The following is a 13,634-nucleotide window of genomic DNA, read 5'->3' as shown; positions in this document are numbered from 1 at the left end:
CACCAGCATCACGATCTTCACACCTCCTATGGGTGGTTTTCGGAGGCCGAATGTGACAGCCGGAGCGAAGAAAATCTCACCGTGATATCTTGAAGTCAAGAGACTTCCGGTTAGGCGAGCCTCAGCGCGCGGCCGTCACCCGCCGTGCGCGACGATGAGCGCAGCGAACCATGACGCGAGAGGTTGGGGATCGAACGTGACCAGCAAGGACAGCTTCGGCGCCAAGGGAAACCTGCAGGTCGGTGACGCTACGTACGAGGTGTACCGGCTGGCCGCCGCCGGCGACGTGAGCCGGCTGCCGTACAGCCTGAAGATCCTGCTGGAGAACCTGCTGCGCACCGAGGACGGCGCCAACATCACCGAGGCCCACGTGCGTGCCGTGGTCGACTGGGACGCCGGCGCGCAGCCGAACACCGAGATCCAGTTCACGCCCGCGCGCGTCGTCATGCAGGACTTCACCGGCGTCCCGTGCGTCGTCGACCTCGCCACCATGCGCGAGGCGATGAGCGACCTCGGCGGCGACCCGTCGAAGATCAACCCGCTCGCGCCGGCCGAGCTCGTCATCGACCACTCCGTCATCGCCGACGTGTTCGGCGCGCCCGACGCGTTCGTCCGCAACGTCGAGCTCGAGTACGGCCGCAACAAGGAGCGCTACCAGTTCCTGCGCTGGGGCCAGGGCGCGTTCGACGACTTCAAGGTCGTCCCGCCGGGCACCGGCATCGTGCACCAGGTCAACATCGAGCACCTCGCCCGCACCGTCATGGTCCGCGACGGCGTCGCCTACCCCGACACCTGCGTCGGCACCGACAGCCACACGACGATGGTCAACGGCCTGGGCGTGGTCGGCTGGGGCGTCGGCGGCATCGAGGCTGAGGCGGCCATGCTCGGCCAGCCGGTCAGCATGCTGATCCCGCGCGTCGTCGGCTTCAAGCTGTCCGGCTCGCTGCCCGAGGGCGCGACGGCCACCGACCTCGTCCTCACCATCACCGAGCAGTTGCGCAAGCACGGCGTCGTCGGCAAGTTCGTCGAGTTCTACGGCCCCGGCGTCGCCGAGGTGCCGCTGGCCAACCGCGCCACCATCGGCAACATGAGCCCCGAGTACGGCTCGACGATCGCCGTCTTCCCGATCGACGACGAGACCGTCCGCTACCTGCGCCTGACCGGCCGGACCGAGGAGCAGGTCGCGCTGGTCGAGGCGTACGCGAAGGAGCAGGGCCTCTGGCACCATCCGGACGACGCACCCGTCTACTCGGAGTATCTCGAGCTCGACCTCGGCACCGTCGTCCCGTCCATCGCCGGCCCGAAGCGCCCGCAGGACCGCGTCTCGCTGACCGACGCCAAGACCGCGTTCCGCACCGCGCTGCGTGACTACGTCGCCCACGACGACGGCCCGCACACGAAGCTGGACGAAGCGGTCGAGGAGTCGTTCCCGGCCAGCGACCCGATCTCGGTGCACCCCAACGGGGGCGAGGCCGAGGAGCCCGCGCTGGTGTCGGCCGCAGCCACGGCCGAGGGCCGGCCGTCCGCGCCCATCAAGATCACGCTCGACGACGGCACCGAGTGCGAGATCGACCACGGCGCCGTCGTCATCGCCGCCATCACGTCCTGCACCAACACCTCGAACCCGTCGGTCATGATCGGCGCGGCGCTGCTGGCCAAGAAGGCGGTCGAGCGCGGGCTGAACCGCAAGCCGTGGGTCAAGACGACGCTCGCGCCGGGCTCGAAGGTCGTCATGGACTACTACGAGCGCGCCGGCCTGACGCCGTACCTCGAGAAGCTGGGCTTCCACCTGGTCGGCTACGGCTGCACGACGTGCATCGGCAACTCCGGCCCGCTCGGCGACCCCATCAGCAACGCCGTCAACGACAACGACCTCGCCGTCGTCTCCGTCCTGTCCGGCAACCGGAACTTCGAGGGCCGGATCAACCCCGACGTCAAGATGAACTACCTGGCGTCGCCGCCGCTGGTCGTCGCGTACGCGCTGGCCGGCAGCATGGACATCGACATCACCACGGAGCCGCTCGGCACCGACCCGCAGGGCGAGCCGGTCTACCTGCGCGACCTGTGGCCGTCGCCGGCCGAGATCGAGGAGACCGTCGAGTCGGCCATCGCCAGCGAGATGTTCACCCGCGACTACGCCGACGTCTTCGCCGGCGACCAGCAGTGGCAGTCGCTGCCGACGCCGTCGGGCAACACCTTCGCGTGGGACACCGACTCGACCTACGTCCGCAAGCCTCCGTACTTTGACGGCATGGGCGTCGAGCCGTCGCCGGTCGGTGACATCGCGGGCGCCCGCGTGCTGGCCAAGCTGGGCGACTCGGTGACGACGGACCACATCAGCCCCGCGGGTGCCATCAAGGCCGACTCGCCGGCCGGGACCTACCTCTCCGAGCACGGGGTGCAGCGGCGCGACTTCAACTCCTACGGGTCGCGGCGCGGCAACCACGAGGTGATGATCCGCGGGACGTTCGCCAACATCCGGCTGCGCAACCAGATCGCGCCCGGGACCGAAGGTGGCTTCACTCGCGACTTCACGCAGGCCGACGCGCCCGTGACGACGATCTACGACGCCTCGGTGGCGTACGCGGCGGCCAGGGTGCCGCTGGTGATCCTGGCCGGCAAGGAGTACGGCTCCGGCTCGTCGCGCGACTGGGCGGCGAAGGGGACGGCGCTGCTCGGCGTCCGCGCGGTGATCGCGGAGTCGTACGAGCGCATCCACCGGTCCAACCTGATCGGCATGGGTGTGCTGCCGCTGCAGTTCCCGGAGGGCCAGAACGCCGAGTCGCTCGGCCTGACCGGCGAGGAGACGTTCGAGATCATCGGCGTGACGGCGCTGAACGACGGCTCGACGCCTTCGACGGTGCACGTCAACGCGGGGACCGTCGAGTTCGACGCCGTCGTCCGCATCGACACGCCGGGGGAGGCGGACTACTACCGCCACGGCGGGATCATGCAGTACGTGCTGCGCAGCCTGCTCTGATCCTCGCCCGCCGCCGGCCGGCCCGCGGACCACGCAGGCCGGCCGGTGCGGCGCGAGGCGTCAGACCTCCGGCGGCGGGACGGGCTCGGCCTGCGCCGGCGTCTCGTCGCGCACGCGCCGGGCCCCGCCGCCCATGCCGATGATCCCCGCGAGCAGCACCAGCAGCGCCACCCCGCAGACCCAGGCGCCGGCCTGGATGTCGCCCGCCGACACCGACAGGGAGTCGTCGTTGACGGACATGACGATCCAGAGCACGAGGGTCGCCGCGCCGATCAGCCAGGCCAGGATCAGCACGAACCGCGACAGCAGCACCGCCCCGACCACCCCGAGCAGGCCGACCACCGCGAGCGCCAGCGCCATCGAGTTCCAGTAGGACGACGGCGCGCCGACGGAGTCGGTCTGGAAGAGCCGTTCGAGTGGGATGTCGGTGGCGTCACGGCCGCCGTACCAGTCGAGATAGCTGCTGGCGGTGACACCCAGGGCGCCGATCAGCGCGATGACGGCTCCGGCCGCACGTTGCCGTGTGGTCATGTGGATCGCCTCCTTCGAGAGGGTCCAGACGACGCGTTACGGCCGTGCGCCGGGCGGCACCGGCCGCCCTTCCACTGTGCCACTCAGCCCGCGATCGCGCACGTCAGACCGGCGAAGTCGCAGGCCCGTCCGGCTACTCGTCGTCGCCGAACATCGAGAGCGGGGCGTCGACCTCTTCCTTGCGCGGGCCCATGACGATGATGCCGACCAGCAGCGCCAGCACGCCGAACGCGCACACCCACACGCCGGAGCCGGCGTCGACGCCGCCGGTGGTGGCGTCGGTGGCGTCGCCGATGACGCGCATCAGGCCCCAGAGCACGAGTGTGGCGACGCCCACCATCCAGGCCAGGACGAGCAGGAACCGGAACCGCACCAGCGCGCCGAGGATCCCCAGCGCGCCGACCACCGCGAGCGGCGCCGCGACCGACGTCCAGTAGCCGTCGGCCAGGCCCGGCGCGCCGGTCGAGGCGAGGTGACGAATGGGCAGGTCATGCGGTGCGCGGCCGCCGTACCACGACAGGTAGGCGCTGAGCGCGCACAGCAGGCTGCCGGCGCCGGCGATGAGCGCGCCGATCGCCCGGCGTCCCAGCCGGACGTCCAGCCAACGGGCCCGTTCCTCGTCAGACACAGCGGAAGGGTAGTGGTCGCCGCGCCGCACGCTCAACACGGACACCTGAACGTGATCGAGAGCCGTTCGCCCTCTAGACTCGGGAGTCGGCACCGACGCGACTTGGAGGCAGCACGCGTGGGACTTCTCGACCGCATCAAGGACCCCCGTGACCTGCGGGCGCTGTCCGATGACGAGCTCGAGTCGCTGGCCGCGGAGATCCGCGACCGGCTGGTGGCGACCTGCGCCTCCAACGGCGGGCACCTCGGGCCCAATCTCGGCGTCGTCGAGCTGACGATCGCGGTGCACCGGGTGTTCGACTCGCCGCGCGACCCCATCGTCTTCGACACCGGTCACCAGGCCTACGTCCACAAGATGCTCACCGGCCGGCACGACTTCAGCCGGCTCAAGCAGGCCGGCGGCCTGTCCGGGTACCCGAGCCGCGCCGAGAGCGAGCACGACTGGGTCGAGAACTCGCACGCGTCGACGGCGCTGTCCTACGCCGACGGCATGGCCAAGGCGTTCGCGGTGCGCGGCGAGCGCGACCGCACCGTCGTGGCGTTCATCGGCGATGGCGCGCTGACCGGCGGCATGGCCTGGGAGGCGCTGAACAACATCGCCGGCGGGCCGCAGACCGGTCCGGACCGCCGTCCGCTGGTCATCATCGTCAACGACAACGGCCGCTCCTACTCGCCGACGGTGGGCGGGCTGGCCAAGCGGCTCACCGGCGTGCGTACCGACCCGCGTTACGAACAGACGCTCGACGTCGTGAAGCGGACGCTCGGGCGCACCGCGCTCGTCGGCCAGCCGCTGTACGACGCGCTGCACGGGGTCAAGAAGGGCCTGAAGGACCTGCTGGCGCCGCAGGGCATGTTCGAGGACCTCGGCCTGAAGTACCTCGGCCCGATCGACGGGCACGACCGCGCGCAGGTCGAGCAGGCGCTGACGCAGGCCAAGCGGTTCGGCGGGCCGGTGCTGGTGCACTGCCTGACGCAGAAGGGGTTCGGCTACGACCCCGCGGTCCGCGACGAGGCCGACCAGATGCACAGCCCGCGGCCGTTCGACCCGGCCACCGGCGCGCCGGCCGGGGCGCCGGTGCGCGAGTGGACCGACGTGTTCAGCGAGGCGCTGGTGCGGGCCGGCCGGGCCCGGCCCGACGTCGTCGCCGTCACCGCCGCGATGCTCGGCCCGACCGGGCTGGAGCCGTTCGCGCGGGCGTTCCCGGACCGCTGCTTCGACGTCGGCATCGCCGAGCAGCACGCCGCCACCTCGGCGGCCGGGATGGCGGCGATGGGCCTGCACCCGGTGGTCGCGGTCTACGCGACGTTCCTCAACCGCGCGTTCGACCAGGTGCTGATGGACTGCGCGCTGCACAAGGCCGGCGTGACGTTCGTGCTCGACCGCGCCGGCGTCACCGGCAGCGACGGTCCGTCGCACAACGGCATGTGGGACCTGTCGATCCTGCAGGTCGTGCCGGGGCTGCGGCTGGCGGCCCCGCGCGACGGCGACCAGCTGGTCGAGCAGTTCACCGAGGCCCTCGACGTCGACGACGCGCCGACGGTGGTCCGCTTCTCCAAGGGCGCCGTCGGCCCGGACGTCCCGGCGCTGGAACGTCTCGGCACCGTCGACGTGCTGGCCCGGGGCGAGACGCGAGACGTGCTGCTGGTCGCCGTCGGGGCGATGGGCCAGGTCGGCGTCGACACGGCGAAGCGGCTCGAGGCGCAGGGCGTCGGCGTCACCGTCGTCGACCCGCGCTGGGTGAAGCCGCTCGACGACGTGCTCGTCGAGCTGGCCCGGCAGCACCGGCTGGTCGTGACGGTCGAGGACAACGGCCGGGTCGGCGGCGTCGGCTCGGTGCTGGCGCAGCGGCTGCGCGACGCCGGGGTGACCGTGCCGGTCCACGACCACGGGCTGCCGCAAGAGTTCCTCGAGCACGCCAAGCGCGACGAGATCCTGGCCGCGGCCGGGCTCACCGCGCAGGACCTGGCGCGCGAGGTGTCCGGGCTGGTCGCGGCGCTCGACAGCACGCCGCACGACCGGACGACGACGGTGTGATCGGTGACCACGACGACTCCCGGACGCCGTCCGGACCCTGACTGGCTGCGGCCGGAGGCGACCATCGCCCTGCGGCTGCTGATCATCGGCGTGGCCGCCGCGGCCGCGGTGTGGCTGGTCCTGCAGGTGCAGTTCATCGCGACGGCGGTCGTGCTGGGCTTCGCCGAGGTCGCGCTGCTGTGGCCGCTGGCTCGCTGGTTGCGCAGCAAGCGGGTGCCGGCGGTGCTTGCGGCGTTGCTGTGCGTGCTGCTGTTCCTGGCGTTCTTCGCCGGGCTGCTGGTGTTCGTCATCACCGAGGTGGTCGACTCGTGGCCGCGCATGGTCGACGCGGTCACCGGGTCGATCAACGAGATCAACGACTGGCTCGAGGGCGGGCCGTTCGGCATGGACACGCAGAGCGTCCAGGATCTGCTGGGCGAGCTGCAGTCGCGGCTGGGCGACGTGCTCGGCGACGTCACCAGCGCCGCGGTCGGCGGGTTGTCGCTGGTCGGCAACTTCGCGACCGTCATCCTGATCGCCACGTTCTTCGCGATCTTCGCGCTGACCAGCGGCGACAAGCTCTGGAATCAGTTCGTCGGCGTGCTGGACCCGACCCACCGCGACCCGGCCGACGCCGCCTTCCGCGCGTCGATGCGCACGGTCGGCAACTGGTTCTACGCCTCGACGCTCACCGGCCTGGTCGACGGCGTGCTGATCGGCGTCGGGCTGCTGATCCTCGACGTGCCGCTGGCGGTCCCGATCGGCGCGCTGACGTTCATCATGGCCTACATCCCGCTGGTCGGCGCGACGCTGGCCGGTGCGGTCGCGGTGCTGGTCGCGCTGTTCTCCGGCGGCTTCACCACGTCGCTGTGGGCGCTGGGCATCGTGATCGTCGTGCAGCAGATCGAGGGCAACATCCTGTCGCCGCTGCTGATGTCGCGGGCGCTGAACTTCCACCCCGTCGTCACCCTCATCCTGACGACGGCCGCGGGCACGGCGTTCGGCCTGATCGGGCTGTTCCTCGCGGTGCCGGCGACGGGCGCCATCGTCGCGGCGGTGCTGGCCTGGAAGCGGGTCACCCGAGCACGCGAGCTGGGTGTGGACGGCGAACCACCGCCCACGGAGGCGACCGCGCCGCCGTCCGCCGACCCGCCGTCGCCGCTGGAGTCGCCCTCCCGCTAGGACGGCGGGCCGTCGGCCCCGTCAGCTCCTCGACCGGTCCCTGCGCGAGGAACACCGAACCCTCGCCGAGGGCGCACTCGTCAGAGCCGGCCGGCTGACCGGACAGTGACGTGAGCGCGCGGTCACGGACGTCGAGGCTCAGGCAGCCGTTCCCGGCGACAGTGACGATGCCGGAGGCGTTCGCCAGCATCATCGTCTCCGGCTGTGTGCGTTGGGTGAGCAGGGGAAGGGCCGGCGGCGGCAGCGAACCGGCGGCGCGGGCAACCGGCTCGCCACCGGCCGGTCCGCCGCCCCGCCCGCGGCTGCCAGGCGACGCCGGGGACGGCGACGAGCAACGCCCGCCGCTGTCGCACGCAGCCGGGCGAGGGGGGCGCGCGACGCCTGGCTACGCACGGTCCGCGGGCTGCACCCGAGGATCTCGGCGATCTGCTCGTCGGAGAGGTCGCAGTAGTACCGCAGCACGACGACGGCACGCTGCCGAACCCCGAGCGTCGCGAGTACGGACACCAACGCTGAGCGAATGACGATCGCAGTCTCGCCGCCCGCGACCTCGGGCGGAGCGCCGGGCCACAGCCGGCCTCGCCGCACCCTGCTCTGCGAGCGGCGCATCCGATGGTGGCCGGCCTGCGGGCTTCGGTCAGGCGCGGACGACGCTGGCGACGCCGGGTGGCAGGAACCGCCCGCCGGCGGCGCGCTCGGCGACCCCGCTGCGGTCCAGGTACGGCGTGATCCCGCCCAGGTGGAACGGCCAGCCGGCGCCGAGCAGCATGCACAGGTCGACGTCCTGCGCATCGGCGACCACGCCCTCGTCGAGCATGATGCGGACCTCCTCGGCGACCGCGGCGAGGGCCCGCTCCCGCACCTCGTCGGCGCTGAGCGCCGTCGGGCCCTGCTCGAACAGCGCCGCGGTCGAGTCGTCGAGGTAGGGCTTGCCCTGCTCGTTCCACGACCAGATGCCGGGCTTGCCCGCCGCGACCAGCCGGCGCAGGTTCTCAGACACCGGGAACCGCTCCGGGTACGCGTCGTGCAGGGTCTCGGCGACGTGCAGGGCGACGGCCGGGCCGACCAGTTGCAGCAGCACGAACGGCGTCATCGGCAGCCCGAGCGGCGCCAGCGCGTTGTCGGCGACGTCGAGCGGCGTGCCCTCGTCGGCGGCGCGGGTGATCTCGCCGATGAACCGGGTCAGGAGCCGGTTGACGACGAACGCCGGCGCGTCCTTGACCAGCACGCACGACTTCTTCAGCGTCTTGCCGACCGCGAACGCCGTGGCCAGAGTCGGGTCGTCGGTCTGCGTCGCCCGGACCACCTCGACCAGCGGCAGCACCGCCACCGGGTTGAAGAAGTGGAACCCGACGACCCGCTCCGGATGCCGCAGCCGCGACGCCATCTCGGTGACCGACAGCGACGAGGTGTTGGTGGCGAGCACGCACTCGGGGGAGACGACGGCCTCGAGGTCGGCGAAGACCTGCTGCTTGACCTTCATCTCCTCGAACACGGCCTCGATGACGAAGTCGGCGTCGGCGAAGACCGCCTTGTCCGTCGACCCCGTGACCAGCGCGGTCAGCCTGTTGCGGGCGTCGGGGGAGAGCCGGCCCTTGGCCGCGAGCTTGTCGATCTCGGCGTGCACCCAGCCGACGCCCTTCTCGACCCGCTCGGCGTCGAGGTCGGTGAGCACGACGGGCACCTCGAGCCGGCGGACGAACAGCAGCGCCAGCTGGCTGGCCATCAGCCCGGCGCCGACGATGCCGACCTTCGTCACCGGCCGGGCCAGCGACTTGTCCGGCGCGCCGGCCGGCCGCTTGGCGCGCCGCTGGGTGAGGTCGAACGCGTAGACGCCGGCGCGCAGGTCGTCGCCCATGATGAGGTCGCCGAGCGCCTCGTCCTCGGCGGCGAAGCCCTCCTCGCGGCTGACGGTGCGCGCGGCGGCGATGAGGTCCAGCGCGCGGTACGGCGCCGGCGTCGCGCCGTGCAGCCGTCCGTCCGCGATCGCGCGGCCACGTGCGACGGCGGCGTCCCACGCCTCCGATGACCGGTCGACCTCGGGCCGCGACACGACGACGTCGCCGCGCACGACCTGCGCCACCCAGTGCAGCGACCGCTCGATGAAGTCGGCGCCGTCGAACGCGGCGTCGGCGATGCCGAGCTGGGCGACCTGCGGGCCGCGCAGCATGCGGTTCTGGTTGAGCGCGTTCTCGACGATGACGGTGACCGCCTTGTCCGCGCCGATGAGGTTCGGCAGCAGCCACGCCCCGCCCCAGCCGGGGACCAGGCCGAGGAACACCTCGGGCAGCGCGATGCCCTGCGCCGCCGTCGATACCGTCCGGTAGGTGCAGTGAAGCGCTATCTCCAGCCCGCCGCCCAGCGCCAGGCCGTTGATCAGCGCGAACGTCGGCACCGGCCCATTGGCGAGCTTGCCGAAGACCCGGTGCCCGAGCTGGCCCAGGGCGAGCGCCTGCGGCCGCTGCGTCACCAGCGCCATGCCCTTGAGGTCGGCGCCGGCGGCCAGGATGAACGGCTTGCCGGTGACGGCGACGGCGACGATGCCCGGCTCGGCGTACGCGGCGTCGATCGCCTTCTCCAGCCCCAGCAGCGTGGCCGGGCCGAGCGTGTTCGGCTTCGTGTGGTCGTGGCCGTTGTCGAGCGTGATGAGCGCCGCCTTGCCGGCGCCCAGCGGCAGCGAGACGACGCGAACGTGCGCAGTCGTCACGACCTCGTCCGGGAAGACGGTGCCCAGATCGGTGGTGGTCATCAGGCCGCGGCCTCCTGGGTGTAGTCGGCGTGGTGCGGGTTCTCCCAGACGACGGTGCCGCCCATGCCGATGCCGATGCACATGGTCGTGACGCCGTAGCGGACCTCGGGGCGCTCCTCGAACTGGCGGGCCAGCTGGTTCATCAGCCGGACGCCGGACGACGCGAGCGGGTGGCCGACGGCGATCGCCCCGCCGTACGGGTTCACGCGCGGGTCGTCGTCGGCGATGCCGAAGTGGTCGAGGAACGCCAGCACCTGCACGGCGAACGCCTCGTTGATCTCGAGCAGCCCGATGTCGTCGATGCTGAGGCCCGCCTTGGCCAGCGCCTTCTCCGTCGCCGGGACCGGGCCGACGCCCATCACCTCGGGCTCGACGCCGGCGAAGGAGTACGACACCAGCCGCATCTTCGGCGTCAGCCCGAACTCCGCGGCGGCCTCGTCGCTGACCAGCAACGCCGCGGTGGCGCCGTCGTTCAGTCCGGCCGAGTTGCCGGCGGTGACCCGGCCGTGCGGGCGGAACGGCGTCTTGAGGCCGGCGAGGTCGTCGACGGTGGTGCCCGGGCGCGGCGGCTCGTCGTCGGTGGCCAGCCCCCAGCCCTGCTCGACGCTGCGGGTGGCGACGGGGACGAGGTCGGGCTGGACCTTCCCGTCGGCGACCGCCTTCGCGTACTTGGCCTGGCTGGCCGCGGCGAACGCGTCGGCGCGCTCCTTGGTGAGGTGCGGGAAGCGGTCGTGCAGGTTCTCGGCGGTGCTGCCCATGACCAGCGCGGACGGATCGACGAGCTTCTCGGCGAGGATGCGCGGGTTCGGGTCGACGCCCTCGCCCATCGGGTGGCGGCCCATGTGCTCGACGCCGCCGGCGATGACGACGTCGTAGGCGCCGAACGCGATACCGCCGGCCGTCGTCGTCACGGCCGTCATCGCGCCGGCGCACATGCGGTCGATCGCGTAGCCGGGGACCGACTTGGGCAGCCCGGCCAGCAGCGCCGCCGTCCGCCCGATGGTCAGGCCCTGGTCGCCGAGCTGCGTGGTCGCGGCGATCGCGACGTCGTCGACCCGCTCCGGCGGGAGGCCCGGATTGCGGCGCAGCAGCTCGCGGATGCAGTTGATGACGAGGTCGTCGGCGCGGGTCTCGTGGTACATGCCCTTGGGGCCGGCCTTGCCGAACGGCGTGCGCACACCGTCGACGAACAGCACGTCGCGAACAGGCCTGGTGGAGCGTGGCACGTGACCCTCCTCGGTCCGAAGCTACCCACGAGTAACAATACTCGGTGGGTCGATGTTACGCAGTGCCTCGCGGCGTGACAACGGCGACAGCTCGGCCTCGTGCGCGGCGACGAAGGCACGTACCCAGGCCGGGTCGGTCTTGGCGTACTCGCGCAGCGCCCAGGCGATGCCCTTGCGCAGGAAGAACTCCTTGTCGTGGACGCTCGCGCCGATCGCCTCGGCGAGCAGGTCGGCGTCGGTGCCGGCCTTCGAGCCGATCTGGCAGATGATCGCGGTGCGACGGCGCCAGAGATCGGCGTCGTGGGCCCAGCCGCGGATGACGGGCGTCGCCTCGGCGGGGTGGGCGCGCAGCACGGGGCCGACCGAGCGGATGGCGAGCTCGTCGACGAGGTCCCACCAGGCGCCGGTGACGACGAGGTGGTCGTAGAGGCCGAGCGCGCTTGATTGCATCGCGTACCCGGCATACGGCTTGAGCTGCGCGAACGCGATGGCGGCGTAGCGCTCCTCGCGGAACCGCGCGCCGTCCCAGAGCTCAAGGACGGTGGCCCGCCAGGTGCCCTCGTCCGTGCGCTGGTGCGTCGAGAAGACCGGCTTGAGCGCGGCCGAGCGGGCCGGCTTGGGGACGCCGAGGAACGGCATCGCGGACTTCATGTAGGCGCGCATCGGCTCGGCCGCCGCGGGATCGGCGGCCGCGCGCAACGCCGTCCGCACGGCGTCGACGAGAGCGGTGTCGGCGGTGACCATGGCGTCACGCTATTGGGCTGTGACGCGCTGCGGCGCGGGTGACGGCGTGTCGCGGTCGCCGGTGTCGTTAGGCTGAGCCTTCACATGACCGGCTCGTACGATCTCATCGTGATCGGCGCCGGGCCCGCGGGGCTCGCCGCCGCGTGGCGGGCTGCCCAGCGCGGCATGAAGGTGGCGCTGCTGGAGCGGGCCGACCACGTGGGCGGGCTGGCCGCGTCGTTCGAGGTGAGCGGCGTGCGGGTGGACCAGGGTTCGCACCGGCTGGACCGCGGCACGCCGCCGGAGATCCTGCACGACCTGCGCGCGCTCCTCGGCGACGACCTGCAGCAGCGGCGGCGCACCAGCCGCATCCGGGTCGGCGACCAGTGGCTCGGCCTGCCGCTGCGGGCCGACGAGGTCGCCCGCCGGCTGCCGACGTCGTTCCTCGCCAAGGTCGCCCGCGACACCGCGGTGTCACGGTTCCGGCGCGAAGAGGGCGACACGTACGGCGGGCTGGTGCGCAACCGCGTCGGGCCGGCGCTGTACGAGACGGTGTACGGGCCGATGGCCGAGAAGCTGTGGGGCATGCCGGGCGACCGGATCAGCGCCGAGCAGGCCCGCCGGCAGACCGACCGGCTCGGCACCTGGCGGGTCGCCGCTCGCGCGCTGCGCCGCAGCCGCACTCGTGCCACGTCGGCGACCGGTGGCGGCTACTATTACCCGCGCACCGGCTTCGGCCAGCTGGTCGAGGCGCTCGCCGAGGCCGCGACGACGGCGGGGGTGGAGATCCGCTGCGAGGCCGAGGTCGACCGCGTCCGCGTCACCGAGGACGAGGTCGAGGTCACCACCCAGGACGGCGATCTCATCACCGGTGGGCTGGTGTTCTCGACACTGCCGCTGCCGGTGCTGGCCCGCATCGCCCGCCCGGCCCCGTCGCTGACGTCGATCGAGTCGTCGGCCCGGCTGCGCTACCGCGCGATGCTGCTGGTCTACGTCGTCCATCAAGGTGGCCGGTGGAGCCCGCACGACTCCCACGACATCCCCGACCCGCGCACGCCGGTGATCCGCATCTCCGAGCCGGCGAACTACCGCGACAACCCCGCCGACCCGGCCGACCGGTCGGTGCTGTGCGCCGAGATCCCCTGCGCCATGACCGACGACGTGTGGGGCCTGGACGACGAGTCCCTCGCCGACCTCGTCGACGAGACGCTGGCGCTGACGGGCCTGCCGAAGGTGAACCGGGTCCACGTCGAGAGCCGCCGGATCGGCCAGTCGTACCCGATCTACCGGGTCGGCTACGAACACGACCTCAGCGACGTCGACACCTGGGCCCGGATGATCCGCCGCGTGGTGACGCTCGGCCGGCAGGGCCTGTTCGTCCTGGAGAACATCGACCAGGCCCTCCTCATGGCCTACGGCGCCGTCGACGCCATCCGCGACGACGGCCGGTTCGACCGCTACGCGTGGACCGTCGCCCGGGAACGATTCGCGCGCTCCGCCTTCGGCGACGCCTGAACACCCCGCCCGCTCCCATGATCATCAACCTTTTGTGTCGTCCTGGCGACGCAAAAGGTTGATGATCATGGGATCGGTGACGGCGAG

Annotated in this window: 10 protein-coding genes; 4 read left to right on the top strand and 6 right to left on the bottom strand. The window is 72.1% G+C overall.

The features are described from left to right. The first annotated feature begins 154 nt into the window (after nt 1-154). Complete coding sequence (locus tag C1I92_RS22920; protein ID WP_111256973.1) at nt 155-2,980, top strand: aconitate hydratase; 2,826 nt, start codon at nt 155-157, stop codon at nt 2,978-2,980. 60 nt (nt 2,981-3,040) lie between these two features. On the opposite strand, the gene C1I92_RS22915 is transcribed toward C1I92_RS22920, so the two are convergent. Both C1I92_RS22915 and C1I92_RS22910 read right to left on the bottom strand, forming a co-directional pair. After that, nucleotides 3,041-3,511, bottom strand: coding sequence for a hypothetical protein (locus C1I92_RS22915; RefSeq protein ID WP_111256972.1), 471 nt, complete (start codon nt 3,509-3,511; stop codon nt 3,041-3,043). A 133-nt stretch (nt 3,512-3,644) separates the two neighbouring features. Next, nucleotides 3,645-4,139, bottom strand: coding sequence for a hypothetical protein (locus C1I92_RS22910; RefSeq protein ID WP_111256971.1), 495 nt, complete (start codon nt 4,137-4,139; stop codon nt 3,645-3,647). 117 nt (nt 4,140-4,256) lie between these two features. On the opposite strand from C1I92_RS22910, the gene dxs reads away from it, so the two are divergent. Continuing rightward, a complete protein-coding gene (dxs, locus tag C1I92_RS22905; protein ID WP_111256970.1) occupies nt 4,257-6,173 on the top strand; it encodes a 1-deoxy-D-xylulose-5-phosphate synthase in 1,917 nt (638 codons plus the stop codon). 3 nt (nt 6,174-6,176) lie between these two features. Then, on the top strand, nt 6,177-7,334 hold the full coding sequence (locus C1I92_RS22900; RefSeq protein ID WP_111256969.1) for an AI-2E family transporter: 1,158 nt from the start codon (nt 6,177-6,179) through the stop codon (nt 7,332-7,334). Between the two features lie 189 nt (nt 7,335-7,523). Here the strand turns inward: C1I92_RS22900 and C1I92_RS35680 are convergent, their stop codons facing one another. Genes C1I92_RS35680 through C1I92_RS22880 form a run of 4 tightly spaced genes read right to left on the bottom strand, consistent with a single transcriptional unit; the run spans nt 7,524 to nt 12,053 of the window. Next, complete coding sequence (locus C1I92_RS35680; protein ID WP_111256968.1) at nt 7,524-7,943, bottom strand: sigma-70 family RNA polymerase sigma factor; 420 nt, start codon at nt 7,941-7,943, stop codon at nt 7,524-7,526. 28 nt (nt 7,944-7,971) lie between these two features. Next, nucleotides 7,972-10,083: a 3-hydroxyacyl-CoA dehydrogenase NAD-binding domain-containing protein gene (locus C1I92_RS22890; RefSeq protein WP_111256967.1), complete on the bottom strand. Its 2,112-nt coding sequence runs from the start codon at nt 10,081-10,083 to the stop codon at nt 7,972-7,974. Then, a complete protein-coding gene (locus tag C1I92_RS22885) occupies nt 10,083-11,309 on the bottom strand; it encodes a thiolase family protein (RefSeq protein WP_111256966.1) in 1,227 nt (408 codons plus the stop codon). The genes C1I92_RS22890 and C1I92_RS22885 overlap by 1 nt, the downstream gene beginning before the upstream one ends. A 21-nt stretch (nt 11,310-11,330) precedes the next feature. Continuing rightward, nucleotides 11,331-12,053, bottom strand: coding sequence for a DNA alkylation repair protein (locus tag C1I92_RS22880; RefSeq protein WP_111256965.1), 723 nt, complete (start codon nt 12,051-12,053; stop codon nt 11,331-11,333). Nucleotides 12,054-12,137: 84 nt separating this feature from the next. On the opposite strand from C1I92_RS22880, the gene C1I92_RS22875 reads away from it, so the two are divergent. Further along, nucleotides 12,138-13,547 (top strand): protoporphyrinogen/coproporphyrinogen oxidase, encoded by a 1,410-nt coding sequence (locus C1I92_RS22875; RefSeq protein ID WP_111256964.1) that lies wholly within the window; start codon nt 12,138-12,140, stop codon nt 13,545-13,547. Nucleotides 13,548-13,634 lie beyond the last annotated feature (87 nt).

Origin of the sequence: Jiangella anatolica (assembly GCF_003236295.1) — a bacterium.
Lineage (GTDB): Bacteria > Actinomycetota > Actinomycetes > Jiangellales > Jiangellaceae > Jiangella > Jiangella anatolica.
This window is presented reverse-complemented; position numbering and strand designations above follow the sequence as displayed.

What these genes read in the sequence shown, in the direction of transcription:
- C1I92_RS22920 (WP_111256973.1), top strand. Translation starts at nt 155, where the DNA reads ATGAGCGCAGCGAACCATGACGCGAGAGGTTGGGGATCGAACGTGACC.
- C1I92_RS22915 (WP_111256972.1), bottom strand. Translation starts at nt 3,511, where the DNA reads ATGACCACACGGCAACGTGCGGCCGGAGCCGTCATCGCGCTGATCGGC.
- C1I92_RS35680 (WP_111256968.1), bottom strand. Translation starts at nt 7,943, where the DNA reads ATGCGCCGCTCGCAGAGCAGGGTGCGGCGAGGCCGGCTGTGGCCCGGC.
- C1I92_RS22890 (WP_111256967.1), bottom strand. Translation starts at nt 10,083, where the DNA reads ATGACCACCACCGATCTGGGCACCGTCTTCCCGGACGAGGTCGTGACG.
- C1I92_RS22880 (WP_111256965.1), bottom strand. Translation starts at nt 12,053, where the DNA reads ATGGTCACCGCCGACACCGCTCTCGTCGACGCCGTGCGGACGGCGTTG.
- C1I92_RS22875 (WP_111256964.1), top strand. Translation starts at nt 12,138, where the DNA reads ATGACCGGCTCGTACGATCTCATCGTGATCGGCGCCGGGCCCGCGGGG.